This is a genomic window from Sporolactobacillus terrae, from assembly GCF_019930545.1.
Classification (GTDB): Bacteria; Bacillota; Bacilli; order Bacillales; family Sporolactobacillaceae; genus Sporolactobacillus; species Sporolactobacillus terrae.
Genome location: NZ_CP082837.1, coordinates 2,133,770 through 2,151,801, shown reverse-complemented (window position 1 = coordinate 2,151,801; position 18,032 = coordinate 2,133,770). Strand labels below are relative to the sequence as shown.

General features: G+C 43.6%; 20 protein-coding genes and 1 other annotated feature. Of the genes, 16 read left to right on the top strand and 4 right to left on the bottom strand.

Annotated features, from left to right (window positions below):
* The first annotated feature begins 450 nt into the window (after positions 1-450).
* The 16 genes from K7399_RS10255 (at position 451) to K7399_RS10190 (ending at position 14,015) form a co-directional block, all read left to right on the top strand.
* Positions 451-1,683 (top strand): IS110 family RNA-guided transposase, encoded by a 1,233-nt coding sequence (locus tag K7399_RS10255; protein ID WP_128166983.1) that lies wholly within the window; start codon positions 451-453, stop codon positions 1,681-1,683.
* A gap of 50 nt (positions 1,684-1,733) precedes the next feature.
* Positions 1,734-1,898, top strand: coding sequence for a glycine zipper domain-containing protein (locus tag K7399_RS16355; protein ID WP_476749665.1), 165 nt, complete (start codon positions 1,734-1,736; stop codon positions 1,896-1,898).
* A 306-nt stretch (positions 1,899-2,204) separates the two neighbouring features.
* Entirely contained in the window at positions 2,205-2,723 is a 519-nt protein-coding gene (locus K7399_RS10250; protein WP_128166979.1) for a GNAT family N-acetyltransferase, read from the top strand.
* Positions 2,724-3,150: 427 nt separating this feature from the next.
* Positions 3,151-3,627: a PTS sugar transporter subunit IIB gene (locus K7399_RS10245; protein WP_128166977.1), complete on the top strand. Its 477-nt coding sequence runs from the start codon at positions 3,151-3,153 to the stop codon at positions 3,625-3,627.
* A 69-nt stretch (positions 3,628-3,696) separates the two neighbouring features.
* On the top strand, positions 3,697-4,032 hold the full coding sequence (locus K7399_RS16175; protein WP_241557110.1) for a PTS sugar transporter subunit IIC: 336 nt from the start codon (positions 3,697-3,699) through the stop codon (positions 4,030-4,032).
* The gene (locus K7399_RS16170; protein WP_241557109.1) at positions 4,014-4,502 is read left to right on the top strand and encodes a PTS sugar transporter subunit IIC; all 489 of its coding nucleotides are present in this window, start codon (positions 4,014-4,016) and stop codon (positions 4,500-4,502) included. The genes K7399_RS16175 and K7399_RS16170 overlap by 19 nt, the downstream gene beginning before the upstream one ends.
* The gene (locus K7399_RS10235; RefSeq protein WP_223362295.1) at positions 4,495-5,310 is read left to right on the top strand and encodes a PTS system mannose/fructose/sorbose family transporter subunit IID; all 816 of its coding nucleotides are present in this window, start codon (positions 4,495-4,497) and stop codon (positions 5,308-5,310) included. The genes K7399_RS16170 and K7399_RS10235 overlap by 8 nt, the downstream gene beginning before the upstream one ends.
* Before the next feature lie 48 nt (positions 5,311-5,358).
* Positions 5,359-5,778, top strand: coding sequence for a PTS sugar transporter subunit IIA (locus K7399_RS10230; protein WP_128166974.1), 420 nt, complete (start codon positions 5,359-5,361; stop codon positions 5,776-5,778).
* The gene (locus tag K7399_RS10225) at positions 5,771-7,468 is read left to right on the top strand and encodes a glycoside hydrolase family 13 protein (protein ID WP_276530136.1); all 1,698 of its coding nucleotides are present in this window, start codon (positions 5,771-5,773) and stop codon (positions 7,466-7,468) included. Before K7399_RS10230 ends, K7399_RS10225 begins: the two co-directional genes overlap by 8 nt.
* A 135-nt stretch (positions 7,469-7,603) precedes the next feature.
* Complete coding sequence (locus tag K7399_RS10220; protein WP_128166972.1) at positions 7,604-8,362, top strand: MurR/RpiR family transcriptional regulator; 759 nt, start codon at positions 7,604-7,606, stop codon at positions 8,360-8,362.
* 25 nt (positions 8,363-8,387) lie between these two features.
* Positions 8,388-8,840 carry a GNAT family N-acetyltransferase gene (locus tag K7399_RS10215; RefSeq protein ID WP_010025452.1) on the top strand — a complete coding sequence of 151 codons (453 nt, stop codon included), beginning with the start codon at positions 8,388-8,390 and terminating at the stop codon, positions 8,838-8,840.
* A 33-nt stretch (positions 8,841-8,873) separates the two neighbouring features.
* Positions 8,874-9,137 (top strand): hypothetical protein, encoded by a 264-nt coding sequence (locus K7399_RS10210; protein ID WP_128166970.1) that lies wholly within the window; start codon positions 8,874-8,876, stop codon positions 9,135-9,137.
* A 61-nt stretch (positions 9,138-9,198) separates the two neighbouring features.
* Positions 9,199-9,439: a binding site (T-box leader), on the top strand.
* A 55-nt stretch (positions 9,440-9,494) separates the two neighbouring features.
* On the top strand, positions 9,495-11,669 hold the full coding sequence (locus tag K7399_RS10205) for an anthranilate synthase component I (RefSeq protein WP_420854097.1): 2,175 nt from the start codon (positions 9,495-9,497) through the stop codon (positions 11,667-11,669).
* Between the two features lie 189 nt (positions 11,670-11,858).
* Positions 11,859-12,794 (top strand): L-lactate dehydrogenase, encoded by a 936-nt coding sequence (locus K7399_RS10200; protein WP_028975883.1) that lies wholly within the window; start codon positions 11,859-11,861, stop codon positions 12,792-12,794.
* A 168-nt stretch (positions 12,795-12,962) separates the two neighbouring features.
* Positions 12,963-13,523 carry a maltose acetyltransferase domain-containing protein gene (locus tag K7399_RS10195; RefSeq protein WP_028975882.1) on the top strand — a complete coding sequence of 187 codons (561 nt, stop codon included), beginning with the start codon at positions 12,963-12,965 and terminating at the stop codon, positions 13,521-13,523.
* Between the two features lie 243 nt (positions 13,524-13,766).
* Positions 13,767-14,015 carry a hypothetical protein gene (locus tag K7399_RS10190; RefSeq protein ID WP_028975881.1) on the top strand — a complete coding sequence of 83 codons (249 nt, stop codon included), beginning with the start codon at positions 13,767-13,769 and terminating at the stop codon, positions 14,013-14,015.
* Positions 14,016-14,159: 144 nt separating this feature from the next.
* On the opposite strand, the gene K7399_RS10185 is transcribed toward K7399_RS10190, so the two are convergent.
* The 4 genes from K7399_RS10185 to K7399_RS10170 are packed head-to-tail and all read right to left on the bottom strand — an operon-like array spanning position 14,160 to position 18,031.
* Positions 14,160-15,215, bottom strand: coding sequence for a sulfate/molybdate ABC transporter ATP-binding protein (locus K7399_RS10185; RefSeq protein WP_028975880.1), 1,056 nt, complete (start codon positions 15,213-15,215; stop codon positions 14,160-14,162).
* A gap of 38 nt (positions 15,216-15,253) precedes the next feature.
* Positions 15,254-16,120: a sulfate ABC transporter permease subunit CysW gene (cysW, locus tag K7399_RS10180; protein WP_028975879.1), complete on the bottom strand. Its 867-nt coding sequence runs from the start codon at positions 16,118-16,120 to the stop codon at positions 15,254-15,256.
* Positions 16,121-16,143: 23 nt separating this feature from the next.
* Positions 16,144-16,977, bottom strand: coding sequence for a sulfate ABC transporter permease subunit CysT (gene cysT / locus K7399_RS10175; RefSeq protein WP_028975878.1), 834 nt, complete (start codon positions 16,975-16,977; stop codon positions 16,144-16,146).
* Between the two features lie 49 nt (positions 16,978-17,026).
* Positions 17,027-18,031, bottom strand: a complete 1,005-nt coding sequence (locus tag K7399_RS10170) for a sulfate ABC transporter substrate-binding protein (RefSeq protein WP_420542172.1) — start codon at positions 18,029-18,031, stop codon at positions 17,027-17,029.
* Between the last annotated feature and the right edge of the window lies 1 nt (position 18,032).

Here is an 18,032-nt window from a genome sequence, read left to right as displayed (position 1 = left end):
AAGTGTAACGCTCCTGATTTATTGATGACAACGTATTTTTTATGGCGAGGCAGCATCACTGAGATAAACTCCGTGATGGCTTTACGAAAACTTTTGACATTCTATGAATAATCGTACAAACCAAACAGAAAGGATAATTCCTGTGCCCCCCAAAAATAAAAATAATAAATTAAAGAAACATCCATGACCCGCTTGAGGGGCGCGGGACACCGCTTGAATGAAAATGTAGGTGATGCTTATTCGCGATATAGAGTGGGTACTTGTAAAGTAAGGACAGACTTGAGGTCGAATACTTTTGGTAGTCTCATTGGGTGAACTCCGTTAAAGAAACCGATCTCCTGCATTGTTGAGTACCGCCTATTGTGGCTTTTCTAAGCACGTGTACAAAAATTCGTATTGACTCAGGTGCGGGGCCTGTCCTTCCATTTTTTATTGAGGGGATGATCAATCATGGAGGCTCTATTATCGCGTTGTGCAGGTTTAGATGTACATCAGGAAAACGTGGTTGCTTGTGTTCTTTATGGGGAACCGGGTCAAAAGGTAAACAAACAGATTCGGACCTTCGGCACAACCACCAAGGCATTACTTGCTTTAAGTGATTGGCTGCTCAAAATGGAGATTCGGTACGTCGCGATGGAAAGTACAGGTGTCTATTGGAAACCCGTTTGGAATATCCTCGAAGAGGAATTCGAGTTGGTACTGGCTAATGCACAGCGTATTAAGCATGTTCCAGGCAGAAAAACGGATATCAGTGATGCCCAATGGATTGCCAAACTATTACTCAACGGGCTCATTGAAGCGAGTTTTGTGCCTCCGGTTGACATTCGCAATTTGCGTGACTTAACGCGCTATCGACGTAGCTTGATGCAGATGGCGACGGCTCAAAAAAATCGAATTCATAAAGTACTTCAGGATGCCAACATAAAACTCACCAGTTATATGAGTAATGTCTTTGGGGTATCCGGTCGATTACTTTTGGAATCGATCATGAATGGCGAATCACTGACCTTGGAACAGGTCCGTCGATTAATCAAAACAAAACTGAAAGTCAAGGCACCCAAATTGGTCGACGCGTTAAATGGAAAAGTGCGTGCGCATCACCGGGAATTAATGCGCCGGCAATATGATCTACTGCTCGTCCTTGAAGACAATATTGGTGAAATTGAAGCGAAAATTGATCACAGCGTGCAAGCGTATAAAGAAGAACTGGGTCTGCTGGTTACGGTTCCAGGCATTGACCAGGATGCGGCGGCGGAAATCCTGGCTGAAATCGGTCCGGACATGACTCGGTTTCCAACAGCAGCTCATCTTGCTTCTTGGGGCGGACTCAGCCCAGGAAATAATGAAAGTGCAGGTAAAAAAAAACCGACCCGAACCCTACGAGGTGATAAGGCGTTGAAATCAATCCTTTGCCAAGTGAGTTGGGCAGCTGCCCGAAGTAAAAAAACACGGTTGTCTGCTTATTATTATCGACTGGTGAAGCGACGAGGTCCGAAAAAAGCCAATATGGCACTCGCTCACCTTATTTTAAGGATGATCTATTCGATGCTTAAAAAGAAGGAACCCTATAGGGAACTCGGTCCAGATTACCTGCCAAAGAAGAAGAGTAACGCTGAGTATCACCAACGACAATTAGAGAAGCTGCTCGGTTACGAAATAGAAATTCACGAAAAAACAGCATGAATTGAAAAAAATTCAGTTCATGCATCAGGAGTAGTCTTTTTTTACTTTTTTTGAGCGTTATCACATTTACGTACAAAAATAAGCAAACTATCTATTTGGCTATTGGGATATGTTTAGGAGCCGGAGTTGGGTCGATCCTTAATAATATTTTATTTGGTATCTGTATTGGAATCGCTTTAGGACTTGCGTTAGGATCTTATGAAAAGAAAAATTAATGGTGTGTTCATTCTCGAAACTTCGCATCTTGAAAGGCGGGCAATTTGAAAAGAAATTATACCGTTTCGTTCAGTTCATCCTATTGTTCATTGCTTCAGTCGCTGGAGGATTAGCTTTAAAAAATATCTTCAACTATTCCATGATCATGGGTCTCGGATTGGGAATCGTTTTTCTGTTATGCGCCGTTTTTGTTGCGGGAAAATATAAACAGTAAATGCTAAAGTGCTGAATAGTGTTCCTGCTTATTTAAGTTCAATGGGTAATAGGAAAATCCTGAACGTAATTTTTAATGAGGTGAAAATTGCATGCATTATATTCTTGAAACTGAGCGGCTTCGATTACGTACTTGGAGAATTGACGATATCGATCATCTTAAACAGTTTTTGCAAGACATGGAAGTGATGTATGCTTATGAGCACGCGTTTTCAGATGAAGAAGTTCAAAGATGGCTTCAATGGAATATGAAGTCGTATCAGGAAAATGGGTACGGCTTGTGGGCTATTGAACGTTGCAATACAGGCGAAGTCATTGGTGAATGCGGTCTTACTAATCAAACGGTTGAAGGCAAATCATATTTAGAAATTGGCTACCATCTTGTTAAGAAGCATTGGCATAAAGGTTATGGGATAGAAGCTGCAAAAGCTTGCAAACACTATGCCTTCGAAAAGCTAAATAAAGAAGAAGTTGTTTCCATTGTCAGAGATACAAATATTTCTTCAATGAATTTAGCGATTAGAAATGGCATGGTAATCAAAACGAGATTCATGAAGCATTACCATGAGCTTGATATGCCACATTACTTATTTTCAGTTAAGAAGAGATAAAAATACAGACCACTGAAATAAATAGGAAAGCCGATAGTGCCTTTCTGCTAAATTAGCGAGCGAAAAGCAACTCTATGCATGAACATAGAAATAAATTTTTATAAAATTTTAGCTACAATAATTACGAAAGATGCCTCGGAAAAACGGATCTTCTCACTCTCCATCGTTTTAGTGATTTTTCGTTCTCTTCCTCTATATGTTTCATCTCATTCTGAAGCTTTTGAATGATTCCTCATTATTGGCTGATCGTTAACCATTATCTAGTTGAATCAATAAAGTTTCGGGAAATTTCCCTATGATTGGACACCTTTTCTCGATGTTCCTATCCATTTCCCGCCTTGTTTAAAATCTATTGTTTGCGTTTTCATAGGGTGTTATGCTCTACCCGTAGTTAAAAAGAAAACGCATTCAATAGGGGGTCTGTACGATGGGACTGGTACTTGCACGAATTGATCAACGTTTAATTCACGGAATTGTAGTGACCCAATGGGCAGCGCATACAAAGGCAAAGCGATTGATGGTCGTCGATGACAAAGTGAGCAAAGATGAAACCCAAAAAGTAGCGATGCGCATGAGTAAGCCTGCAGGAACAGGGATGTCAATCATTGATACGGAAACGGCAATTACCAACTTTAATAAGGGAAAGTATGACAACCATAATGTTTTATTAGTTGTTCGTGAGCCGGAAACATTATTAAAACTTGCTGAGGGCGGCGTTCACATTCCGAAGGTGAACGTAGGAATCATTTTTGACGGTGAGGGAAAAAAGACAGTGAAGAAAATGGTTTCTGTCGATGAAAAGGAAGTTGCTGATTTGAAAGCGCTAAAAGAAAAAGGAATTCCAGTTACATTCCACTTTGTACCGGGAGAAGTAGAAGAGCCACTAGAAACTTATATTAAATAAATAATCGATAGAAAGTGGAGTTTGCACATGATGTCCGTAATGACTCATGACTAGGAAGAGGAGAAAAAAATGGAGATTATTCAAGGAATACTCATCATTGCCTTGGCATTCTGGATGGTTCTTGACCAACAGGGATTTGTCATTACCACATGGTACCCGGCGATTATTGGAATGATTGCAGGTATTATTATGGGCGATGTGACTACAGCAATGATTATAGCCGGAACCTTTCAATTGATGGCTTTGGGAGTAGCCAACATTGGCGGTTCATCGGTACCAAACTATGGTCTTGCAACCCTTGTCGGCGTTTATGTGGCGCTTCGAACAACCCATGATATTGAAAATGCGAAAGCGATTGCCTTGGAGCAGTCGGTGTTCCTGTCGGAATGTTGGGCATTCAATTAGATGTTCTCGGTAAATTGTTGAATTCGTATGTTTCTCATGCCGCTCAAAAAGCGTTAAATCAAGGAAAATTTAAGAAAATGGAACGCATTTTTTGGATAGGCCCGCTCATCTTTGGTTTGACTACAGCACTTCCTACAGCACTTTGTGTGTTGTTTGGCGATCGGCTTGTGCGTTTGATCCTAGATTTTGTGCCAAAGTGGTTTACAGATGGACTATCCATTGCAGGGTCAATGCTTCCAGTGGTCGGAATTGCACTATTACTACAATTTATGCCCGTCAAAAAATACTTAACGATGCTTATAATTGGCTTTGTTATTTCTGCATATCTTAAATTACCAATTCTGGGTATTGCACTCTTAGGATTTGCCTTTGCTTATTATTACTTCACGCAAAATATGAAAAAGACACCGGCGGTAGCCGGAGTTGGCGATACGGGTGATGCCGGTGAAGGAGATGATTTTGATGAATAGCGCGGAGAAGAACGATGTGGTAACGAAAAAAGACATTCGAAAAGCATCCATTCGTTATATGTTTATGGCGTGTAATACATTTAACTATGAAAATCAGCAAGCACCTGCCGTTGTGTATGGGCTAAGTAAAGTGTTACGGAAAATCCATAAAAAGGATGAAGATTATAAAGCCTCGTTAAATAATCATTTTAATTATTTCAATACAACAACATGGATGGCGAACTTGCTATTAGGTGCTTCTATAGCAATGGAAGAAAAAGATGGGATTAAGTCAAAAAATGCCGTTCAAGCATTCAAAACGGGGATGATGGGGCCATTAGCTGGTGTTGGTGATACACTCGTTTGGGTACTTTATCCGACGATTATGGGATCAATTTCTGGCTATATGGCACTGCAAGGCAATCCAACGGGTGCCATCATTTGGTTGTTGTTAAATGTTATTTTCTTCTTTTTTCGTATGAAATTATTCGACATGGGACATAGCTCTGGATTGAAATTGATTACTGCCCTTGGCGATCGGTTGAACATTTTTACCGAGTCCGCTTCCATCATGGGACTAACCGTAGTCGGCGCATTAATTCCCTCAGTCGTGAAAATGAACATTCCGATTGAATTTAAAACCGGAAAAGTGACCTTGCCCATTCAAACAGAAATCTTAGATAAAATTATGCCGGCGTTACTCCCGGCAGTGTTAACTTATGTCGTCTACAAATTAATCGCTTCAAAGAAACTGAGTATCACACAAATTATTTTTCTAGTGATCGGATTGGCGTTGGTTTGTTCATTCTTTGGAATATTAGGCGTTTAAAGCGAGGCAAGTTGTCGTTTTTCATTTAAAGAAAGGAAAAGAAATATAATGCGAAAAATTATCATTGCGAGTCATCACAAAATGGCAACAGGAATAAAAGACACGTTGAACTACATTACGGGTGAACGCAACAACGTTTCTGCACTCTCTGCATATTTGACGAATACACCGATTCAGGAAGAAATTGACGCCTTGTTAAAAGGGGTGGATCAAGAAGATGAAGTTGTCGTCTTCACAGACTTATTAGGAGGATCGGTCAATCAATCCTTTGCCAAATATACAGCACGTCCGCATTTCCATGTGATTATCGGAATCAATCTACCCATTGTCTTGACCATAGCATTGAAGCCAGATGACACGTATCTAACAGCGGAACAAATTCGCTCGTCGCTAGATGAGGCGAAGGAACAATTGATTTATGTGAATGACTTTATAACAAATAGGCCTGAAGATGAAGACGATGAGTAAGGAGAAAATGATGGAAAAAGACTGGTGGAAAAAAAGCGTCGTTTATCAAGTCTATCCACAAAGCTTCAAAGATACAACGGGGAGCGGAGTAGGCGACTTAAATGGAATTCATGAAAAACTGCCTTATTTGGCTGAATTAGGCATTGATGTGATTTGGTTGAATCCGATTTATCAATCGCCGATGGTCGATAATGGCTATGACATTTCCGATTACTTCAAAATTAATCCTAAATATGGAACCATGGACGATTTCAAACGCCTTTTAAATAAAGCACATTCTTTCGGTATCAAAATTATCATGGACTTGGTCGTGAATCATACAAGCGATCAGCATGAATGGTTTCGAAAATCATGCGAATCGCGTGATAACGCGTATTCTGATTTCTATATTTGGAAAGATCCGAAAGCTGATGGAAGTCCGCCAACGAATTGGGGCTCCACTTTTGGTGGTCCGGCTTGGGAGTATGTGGAAAGTCGCGGGCAATACTATCTCCATTTATTTGCGAAAGAACAGCCGGATTTAAACTGGGAAAATCCAAACGTTCGTGAAAAAATTTATGCCATGATGAATTTTTGGTTTGAACTTGGAATTGATGGATTCCGTATGGATGTCATTAGTTTAATAAGCAAACGTCAGGATTGGCCGGATGCTCCGGATGATGCCGTTTATAGTAAATCCTACTATATTGGCGCATCGAATGGTCCGCGTGTCCATGAATATCTTCATGAGATGAATCAAGAAGTATTAAGTAAACACAAGATTATGACTGTCGGCGAAACAGCAAATACGACGAGTGATCAGGCGATTTTATACACGGATCCTGAGCGTAACGAATTAAATATGGTCTTTCATTTTGACCACATGCACTTAGACTACGGACCCTATGGGAAATTTTCAGATGTGCGTTTTAAGATGAGTGATTTGCGAGAGGTTATGACCGAATGGCAGCGCAAGCTGGAAGGTCATGGGTGGAATTCACTTTATTGGAGTAACCATGACCAGCCACGCGCGGTGACTCGTTTTGGGAATGATAGGGACTATCGGGTGGAGTCTGCGAAAATGCTTGGCACCCTTCTCCATATGATGAAAGGGACGCCCTATATTTATCAAGGAGAAGAGTTGGGCATGCGCAATGTTCGCTTTGCTTCGCTAGATCACTATAAGGATATTGAAACCATAGGAGTGAAGAAGGACTTTGAAGCGCGGGGGCTTTCGCAAGCGTATATCAAAAAATCCATTTTTTTGAAATCTCGGGATAACGCGCGTACACCGATGCCCTGGAACGGAAAAGAAAAGTTTGGATTTACTACTGGGACACCATGGATTGATTTTAGTCCGGATAATGCACGCATTAATGTGGCGCATTGTCTGAAAGATAAAGACTCGGTCTATTATCATTATAAGGAGCTCATTCGCCTCCGCAAAACGTTGCCGGTTGTGATTGATGGGACTTATGAATTGATTAATCCAACCGATTCCGACGTCTATGGCTACATGCGTGTTCTTCAAAAGCAAAAGTTAGTGGTCATCTGTTCCTTCTCGGATAATAAGGTAAACTATCATTTGCCTGAAGAATTAAAGCATGCTTCTGGAAAATTGTTACTCTCAAATTATCATGACAGCAAAGAGGTATTGGCGGATTTAGAACTCCGTCCCTATGAAGCGGTTATCTATCTTATTGAAGAATAAACGATACATGTGGCGAGTAAGAGACGGTCTCGGTCTCTTACTCGCCTTTTTTGCGGTATACTGAAAAGGAGCAGAGCAAAACGTGCCGTGTCGATAATAGACCTTGAAACGATCGATTTTATAAGGTGGAAGCGTATGGATTTTGAATTAAGTATAAAGATGAATTATGATCGACTGACCGATTCAGAAAAAGAAATGGCAAAGTTCATGATGAGGCGACCGCAGGATGTGGTTAATATGAGTATTGTTGAATTGGGAGCAGCAATGCTCAGTTCAAAAAGCTCCGTACTTCGCTTTGCAAAAAAATTGGGGTATCGCGGATTTTCAGAATTAAAATATGTCATTCGCGAGTCCATGAAGGTCCCCGCGTTAGAACCCTCTGACTTGACTCAGTTATTAAAACAGGATTTGGATTGGATCATGCGCTATGTGGAACAAACCAATTTCCAGCCTTTTTTGCAGAAATTGAAAGATGCACGCATGGTTTTCTTATATGCTACCGGCTTTTCGCAGAATAACTTCACCAAAGAATTCTCTAAGGACCTGATGCTCGCAAAACGTGCCAATATGCTGATCTCCGGAGAGTCCAATTTGTTAATGAGCAGTTCGATTATAAGGAAAGATGACTTGATTATTTTTACTTCATTGAGTGGAGAGACGCCCGGTATAAAAGACGCAGTGCGAATGTTGAAAATGAGGAATATACCGATTGCCACGTTTACTAAGTTTGGTAGTAATTTTTTGAGTGAAAATGCTAATTATTCCTTTTTCTTTGAAGCGACGCCGCTGCCGGATCATCAGTACAAGCAACAAATTCATTCACTGATTGGTTTAGAATTGATCCTTGATGTGGTTTCTCGAAAATATCGCGAGTTTATTCTCTTTGATGAGTGACAAAGGAAATGGAGAGGTATAAATCGTGATTGTGAAATTAGAACGAAATGACCAAGTTCCGATGGATCTCTTGTTGCTTGCTGATCCTTCCCAGAAAATGATTGAACGTTACCTGGATCGATCGACATGCTTGGCGATGGTTAAAGAAAACGAAATAGTCGGCGTTTGCGTGTTGATTGAGACGCGTCCGCTTACAATGGAGATTGTCAATATCGCCGTGCGTGAGAAAGAACAGGGCAAAGGAAATGGCAAAAAGCTGATTGAGCATGCAACAGACTACGCAAAAACAAAAGGCTTTCGCAGATTGGAAGTCTGCACTGGAAATTCAAGCATTTTACAGCTTGGTTTCTACCAAAAATGCGGCTTTTCGATGACCGGCATTGATAAAGGTTATTTTATTGATCATTATGCCGAGCCTATTTTTGAAAATGGCATCCAGTGCCGCGATAGGATTCGTTTTGCTAAACGCTTGTCGTGAGAGTCGAAAACATGGGGAAATGAGGGATACCCAATGGATGAGTACTTTTTTTATACCCAATTACAAGGTTGGGAATGGGAAGATGAGGATAAAGGGCTTGTTAACTTAACCTTCAGAACAGACTTGACTGAAACGCATTCAGAAACCTTTAATCTCCGATTGGATCTGAATAACCATCGATTGACTTGTCCGGATAAAGAAATTTGTGAAAAAAAGTATGTTGCACTCTTGCTTCAGCATGATGATGACTATATAAGAAATCTAGTCGATAAAATCAACAGGAAACGGAGCAAATGATCATTTTTTCAGTTGACTTTCCTGCGTATTCGCAATAAAATGAAAAGCAATCAAATTGATGATTTATGCGATGATGAAGAGGAGTAGGCAGAGCGAACGCTTCAGAGAGCTGATGGTAGGTGTGAATCAGTGCGGACGTTCTGGTGAATGGGCTTTTGAGCATCCGGGCTGAACGCATAGTAGGCATCGGCGGAAACTCTTACCGATAAAAGAGAGAATGTATCGAGCGGTGATCCGCTTTCCGTACATGAGCGCGTTTTTTAACGAACAAAGGTGGCACCACGGGGTCTCTCGTCCTTATTAGGATGAGCGGCCCCTTTTATTTTTTAGAAGAGTGCAGATGAGAACAGTAGAGGAGTGACGAGATTGAGTATTTTATCTCATTTTGAAGCTAAGACAGGTGCCATGACGTATACGACGAAAGCAGGCGTGAAAATTACCCGCCATGCGCGAGCGCTTGATGAAGCACGTACAATGGATGATTTGCTTCGGCAACTTGACCATCAAAAAGGTGCTGTTTTCTCAAGCAGCTATGAATATCCGGGCAGATATACACGCTGGGATATTGGCTTTGTGAATCCGGGAATCGAAATTCGCTCCTATCCCAACGAATTTGTTGTCTCTGCCCTGAACGAAAGAGGCAGACTGCTGCTTGCGGCTATTGATGAGCAGTTAACTAAGAACAGCCAAATTGTAGTGATTGAGCGGTCCGCTGAATCAATCATCGGTACGATCGAATCGGACCATGAACTGTTCCGTGAAGAAGAGCGAACGCGGCAACCTTCGATTTTTACGGTGTTGCGGTCCATTCAAGAACTGTTTGCATCATCTGAAGATCATTTTCTCGGTCTGTATGGCGCCTTTGGTTACGATCTTGTTTTTCGATTGGAACCGATAACGCTGCATCAGGAACGTGAGGAACGGAAACCGGACTTGGTGCTCTCTATTCCCGATGAAATCAGTATTGTCGATCATCAGCGTGAATGTGCGTATTGCCTGTCCTACGATTTTGAGATTGCAGGGCAGTCGACCGCGGGACTGCCAAGAGATGGCGCGTTCTATGAGTACCGCAAACGTGAAGACATTCCTGAGGATAAGAAGTACAAAAAAGGCAGATATGCCAAACTGGTTGCGCAAGCGATCCGTTCATTCAAACGTGGCGATTTATTTGAAGTGGTTCCTTCGCATACCTTTTATGAACCATGCTCGGGCAGTCCATCGGAAATCTTTCAAAACTTGCGTACGATTAATCCGAGTCCCTATGGATTTATGATCAATTTAGGAACCGAACACCTTGTTGGCTGTTCACCGGAAATGTATGTCCGAGTTGAAGGCAAGCGGGTTGAAACATGTCCCATCTCTGGAACGATCAGGCGCGGAAAAAATGCGATTGAAGATGCAGATCGTATTCGGCAACTGCTGAACTCGGAAAAGGACGAAGCGGAATTGACGATGTGCACGGATGTGGACCGTAACGACAAGTCAAGAATTTGCCTGCCGGGCACGGTTAAAGTGATTGGCCGCCGCCAGCTGGAAACGTATTCGCATCTGATTCACACGGTTGATCATGTGGTGGGCAGCCTCAAGCCCGAACGTGATGCTCTTGATGCGTTCATCACGCATATGTGGGCGGTCACGATTACCGGTGCGCCGAAACGCAATGCGATTAAATGGATTGAACAGCACGAAGCGTCGCCGCGCGGCTGGTACGGCGGTGCCGTCGGTTATCTGACCTTTGACGGCAATCTGAATACCGGGCTGACCTTGCGTACAATGAAAATTAAAGCAGGCATCGCTGAAATCCGTGCGGGTGCCACGCTGCTGATTGACTCCGTACCGCAGGATGAAGAGGATGAGACGTTAACAAAAGCAGCAGCTTTGAGGCAAGCGGTCGAAGGTACAAAAGCAGTATCGCGCAATCCGCATCATAAAAAGGACGCGGTCGGTCGCGGGAAGAAGATTTTGATTGTCGATCACGAAGATTCATTCGTCCACACACTGGGCAACTATTTTAAACAAACCGGCGCCTGCGTCGTTACTGCCAGAACAGCATTAGCAAAACAACTGCTCAATGATTCAGCGGATTTTGATCTCGTTGTCCTGTCGCCAGGACCCGGGACGCCGAACGACTTTGCCATCCACGAGACGATTGACCGTTGCATCGAAAAAGAACTGCCGCTTTTCGGCGTTTGCCTCGGCCTGCAGGGCATCGTCGAATACTTTGGCGGGAAATTAGGTTACGCAAAAGAGCCAATGCATGGCAAAGCATCCACGATCACCGTTACAGAGCACGGCAAGCTTTTCAATGAAATCACGGATTGCTTTACCGCCAGTCGCTATCATTCCCTCTATGCGGAGCAAGTGCCCGACTGTTTGACCGTTACTGCCCGATCTGAGGATGGCATGGTCATGGCCTTGGAACATAAAAAATTACCGATTGTCGCGGTACAATTTCACCCGGAATCGATTCTGACCGCACGGCATAATATCGGACTGAAGATCATTGAAAATGTAATAGAGAGCATCAGCTGAACTAAGACCTTTCACACCGAATCGATACATTACCGAGCCTATTTTTCTTATTAAACTTAAATTGAGGCAGCTTCTTTTTCGAGTTTTCTAGAATGACTAAAAAAACAGCAAATCTTCGGGTTCAGAAAACTCAATCTATGTTATGATAATGATAGGATGTTAAATTTTACTATAAAGAAGGCTAGAGAAATGAGAAAGTATGCGATTATTGGTCTTGGACATGTGGGCGCAGCAGTTGCATTCCAGCTTGTATCGAGGGGGATTGCCGATGAGCTGATCCTCATTGATACGAACGAAGGACTGGCGCGCGCGGAACAACTTGATTTGCAGGATATGCAGGGACGGATCGACACGCGAACGATCATTAAAATCAATGATTACAGCGAACTTGCCGATACGGACATTCTGTTCATTACTGCCGGCAATATTCTTGCATACAAAGAGAAGCAAGCACAAGGAAACCGCTGGGCAGAATTCGAGTATACGAAGGACATCGTGCAAGCTATTGCGCCAAAAGTTAAGGCGTCCGGTTTCCATGGTGTAGCCATCGATACGATGAACCCCTGTGATGCGATTACGCAGTATTTCCAGGAAAATACCGGACTCAGCCGTCAGCAGGTTTTTGCAACCGGAACGTTCCTTGACACGGCGCGGATGCAAAAAGTGGTTTCCGATCAATTCGATTGTGATCCGAAAAACGTTTCCGGCTATGTATATGGCGAACATGGCGAATCGCAATTCACCGCGTGGTCAACGGTTCGCGTGAATGGATTGGACATTACGGAACTTGCGAAAGAACGGAACCTAAACCTAGATGATTTGGAAGAAGCAGCACGTCGCGGCGGTTGGGAAGTCTATAAAGGCAAGGGCTATACAAGCTGGGCCATTTCAACCTGCGCCGTTAAACTCAGTCAGGCTGTGCTTTCTGATGCTCGCTCCGCGTACATTTGCTCCTGCTACAGTGAAAAGTATGGCACTTATATTGGTCAGCCGGCGATCATTGGTAAAAAGGGTGTCGAAGAAGTTACCGAACTGCCACTGACTGTTGAAGAAGAAGCTAAATTTAAACACTCTGCAGATACAATTAAAGAGAAATTCCAAACGTTTGAAAAACAAACCAACTGATCAGCGAAAAAGCGAACGATCATTTGCTCGGCGATTTGAGTTCGGTACACCCGGACTCGGATCACCGAGTTTTTTAATGTTCTAAACGGTGCGGCATGCCATTTGCATGTTGTTCCTATAGAATAGAAGAAGACGGTCAAGAAAAAACGTCAAAAAAGGAGCGGACCCATGACATCTGAAAAACAAAAAATGATTGCCGGAGCGCTTTACAACGCAATGGATCAAGAATTAAAAACGGATCGCTTAAATGCTAGAAGATTAACACGTCTATTTAATCGCACGATCGAAACCGACCAAGACGAGAGAACGTCTTTATTAAAACAGCTGTTTGGTTCAACAGGAGAAAGGTTATATCTAGAGCCAACGTTTCATTGCGATTATGGGTACAACATTCATGTCGGTGAACATTTTTACGCCAATTTTGATTGTGTGTTCTTAGACATTTGTCCCATTCATATCGGCGACAACTGCATGTTCGGCCCGGGCGTGCATATTTATACGGCGGCACATCCGCTTAATACGGCACTGCGCATTTCTGGTGCAGAATTTGGGAAGCCGGTGACGATTGGCAATAATGTTTGGATTGGCGGACGAGCGGTGATCAATCCTGGTGTCACGATTGGCAGCAATGTTGTGGTCGGTTCAGGTTCGGTTGTCACCAAAGATGTGCCGGACAATGTCGTTGTCGGCGGCAATCCGGCAAGAATCATCAAGACGATTGAGGAATAGGAAGGCCGTTCCAGTAGCTTCTGGTTATTCGGCACGCGGAACCCGCCGATGATCCGGTGATCCCGCGCCGGTTTATCGTTGGATAGGGAAGATCGCGGCGGACGGTTGGAGAGGGGGATACACCAAGCGAAAGCTGCCACAAATCAGCCCAGCTGATCCTCTCATCCCCTAATTGCTAGTCTCAGAAGTGGAGGCTGGTGTTATGCGCGCATTCGGTGGCATATAGTTATATACCGAAGTGAGATGAGCCGTCAATCAAATATTTGTAAGCGATTTCCTTGTATCGGCTATCATAAATTCAATAGTAAACTTTATGTATCAATTAAGAAGAAGCAGGGCGGTTATCCGAACGGCTATGACTCGTTTAAACTCATTTTGAATAACATCAAGGCAGTATCGGTGACCGGAAGCGGGAAAAAGCTGCTGCTTGAGATCCATGATGATCAAACGGTGTTGATTACAGGCGAAGGCAAACTGGATATCGCGTTGTAATCGACCATCAGAGTGCAGGAGTTTCGTATCATTGCTTTAATCAGATACGCTGAGTCAAACAGTAAATCAATGACTCAGCGTTATTTTGGCTTCCAGAAAAAAAGACCTGGACGGCTTTCCTTCCAGGTCTCTCGATCTTGAATCTTATACAGCAAATATTTGCACTTTTTTTGGCTTGATATGGATGGTTTGATCTTTTTTCAAGTTTAACAGGGAAAACTCTTCCCAGTTAACTTCGATATTAAGCACGTGGTGGCTGTCTGAGCGTTCGACTTCGAGATGAACGGTCGGTCCAACGGCATGGATATGTTTGATCTGCACGGGAATGGAATATTTTCCGGAACGATCTTTTTCAATGATGAAATGGTAAGGTCGGACAAATCCAAGTCCGGCGGATTCGATGTTGGGATCAATCGGCGCTTCGGTTTCAAAGGAGCCATCGATAAAGGTACCGTTAATGATCTTTCCCTCGAACTTGTTGGCACTACCGATAAAGTCATAGACAAAGGGATTAGCAGGGTGATTGTAGACCTGTTCTGGTGTTCCAATCTGCTCGATTTTCCCGTTCTGAATGATGACAACACGATCGGCAACTTCAAAGGCTTCTTCTTGGTCGTGGGTTACAAAAATACTTGTAACTTTGACTGATTCGTGAAGTTCCCTGAGCCAGTACCTCAGTTCTTTTCTCACTTTGGCATCCAGTGCGCCGAAAGGTTCATCAAGCAACAGAATCTTTGGCTCAATAGCCAAAGCACGGGCAAGCGCAACCCGCTGCCGTTGCCCACCGGACAACTGAGACGGATAGCGTTTGCCAAAGGGCTCGAGGCGAACTAAACGGAGTAACTTATCAACCTTTGCCTTGATTTCTGTTCGGGAAGGTCTGATTTTTCTCGGCCGCACCCTAAGGCCATAGGCAATGTTGTCAAACACCGTCATGTTCTGAAAAAGCGCATAATGCTGGAAAACAAATCCGACTTGACGCTCTTTAATATGAGCATTGGTCAGATCCTGTCCGTGAAAAACGATTTGCCCATTATCCGGCTGTTCCAGTCCGGCGACAATGCGAAGCAATGAGGTTTTTCCTGATCCTGATGGCCCTAGTAAAGCCACGAGTTCGCCGGTCGGTATCGTTAAGTTGATATCGTTAAGAATTTGAAAGGAGTCAAATGCTTTGGATACGTGATTAATTTCAATACTCAACATGAATACCTCCTGAAAAAAGTAGACCATTCAAGTCTTCACAGGGTCTGCTTTTTAATGAAATTTTCAAGTATCACTTTAATGACCATGGTCAGAATAGCCAAGAGCGACATAATCGATGCAATGGCGAAGGCAGCGACAAATTGGTATTCATTATACAGGTTTTCAATTTGCAGAGGCATTGTATTCGTCATTCCACGGATGTGACCGGAAACAACAGAGACGGCACCAAATTCGCCGATGGAGCGCGCATTACATAAAATAATCCCATAGAAAAGTGCCCATTTGATATTCGGCAAAGTCACATGAATAAACGTTTGCCAGGCGCTGGCGCCGAGCATGATCGACGCTTCCTCTGAAACGGTTCCTTGGCTCTGCATTAATGGGATCAGTTCCCTGGAGATAAAGGGAAAGGTCACGAACAGGGTGGCCAGAACGATCCCAGGGACGTTAAAAACAATGTTGATATTATGGCTGATCAGCCACTGACCAAGTGAACTGTGCTGTCCAAATAAAAGAATGAAAATCAAACCGCCAATCACAGGTGAAACAGAAAAAGGAAGATCGATCAGCGTAATAAGAAAATTTTTGCCTCTAAAAGAATATTTTGTGATTACCCAAGCAAAAAGGATTCCGAAAACCGCATTGATTGGGACGACGATCAGTGTGACGAAGAGTGTCAGCCGGATTGCAGATAAAGCATCCGCTTCAACAATCGATGACAAATAGACCCTGACCCCTTGCCTAAACGCTTCAAAAAAAATCGAAACAAGCGGGATGATCAGAAAACTGAAGAAAAAGAGCAGGACAATGGTAATGAGCGACCAGCGTACAATGTCCCCTTTCAGTGAATGACGGGCAGTAAACGCTTGACCAGGTAGATTCGGTTGAACCGTGCTTTCCATAAAACAGCAACTCCTCTTCCGAGTTAATGGCTCGCATAACGTATGCGCGACCACCACTGGATTAAATTAATCAGCAGGATCAGCGCGAACGAGATGACAAGCATCACAACGGCAATAGCTGTCGCAGCCGGGTAGTCGAACTGTTCCAGTTTTGTCATAATCATCAGCGGCGCGATTTCCGTTTTAAATGGCATATTTCCGGCAATGAAGACGACGGAACCGTATTCGCCAAGCGAACGTGCAAATGCAAGCGAAAACCCGGACAGTGCAGCAGGCAGCAATTGTGGGAAAATAACTCTTCTAAATGTCTGAAACGGTGTCGCGCCGAGAGAGGCCGAGGCTTCTTCGACTTCGTGTTCAAAATTCTGCAGAACCGGCTGAACCATTCGCACGACAAACGGCAGTCCGACAAAGATAAGTGCGAGCGTAATGCCAATTGGCGTAAACGAAACATCAAACGGCAGCCATTTGCCGATCCATCCCTTCTCAGAATAGAGCGTTGTGAGGGTAATACCGGCTACCGCAGTTGGAAGAGCGAACGGTAAATCAACAAGACCATCGACGATCCGCTTCAATGGGAAGGTATACCGGCTGAGCACCCAAGCAAACAGGAGCCCGAATACCAGATTCACGAGGGCAGCTGAAAATGCAGTTAGAAAACTCAACTTGTATGAAGCGACCACTCTTGGGTCGGTAACGTCATTCCAAAAAGCTGTCCAGCCGAGCCGAGCTGAATAAATAAAGACAAGTGAAAGCGGGATCAGCACGAGCAGAGACAGGTAGAGCGTCGACAGACCCATCGTCAAGCCAAAACCGGGAATGGATTGTTTCTTTTTTGAATGCTGAATACGTGACAAATTTCTCAACTCCATTGCGCACGGATTAACAGAAGCGAATGTACAGTGATTATTTAGAATAAATTTGGTCGAATGTACCGCCATCAGCAAAATGCGTTTTCTGAGCTTTTGTCCAACCGCCGAAGTGATCTTCAACCGTTACAAGATTAAGTTTTGGAAATTGATCACTATATTTAGCCAGAATTTTCTGGTTCCTTGGTCGATAATAATTCTTCGCAATAATATTCTGAGCTTCATCGCTGTAGAGGTATTTCAAGTATTCAGTAGCGACCTTTGTTGTTCCATTGCTTTTCGCGTTCTTGTCGACAACTGCAACGGGTGGTTCTGCAAGAATACTTAGTGACGGCGTAACGATATCAAACTTGTCCTTGCCGAGTTCATCGATGCTCAAAAACGCTTCGTTTTCCCAGGCGATCAGCACATCACCGACACCGCGCTCCGTGAACGTTGTGGTTGCGCCGCGTGCACCGGAGTCAAGCACTTTTACGTTGGAGTAGAGTTTTTTGACGAATGCCTTGCTTTTCGCTTGGTCGTTATTATATTTCTTGTCCGCATAAGCCCAGGCCGCTAGATAGTTCCAGCGTGCGCCGCCGGAGGTTTTAGGATTCGGGGTGACAATAGAAACGCCTTTTCGTGTCAGGTCATCCCAATCTTTGATGTGTTTCGGATTGCCTTTGCGCACAAGAAAGACAATGGTTGAGGTATAGGGGGTGGAGTTATCAGGCAGTCGTTTTTGCCAGTTTTTATTCAGGTTGTCCGTGCTATCGGCGATTGCGTCAATGTCACCAGAAAGGGCCAGTGTGACGACATCTGCTTTTAAACCGTCAATAACCGAGCGGGCCTGTTTGCCTGAACCGCCATGGGATTGCTGAATGGTTACATTCTGATTTGTTTTCTTCTTCCAGTACTTGGCAAATGCAGCATTATAGTGTTCGTAAAGTTCTCGAGTTGGATCATAGGAAACATTAAGCAATTTGATCGACTTTTTCGTATTGTCGCCGGATCCTTGTGAAGCATTGCTTGATCCGCAGGCGCTGAGCACACTGATAATCATC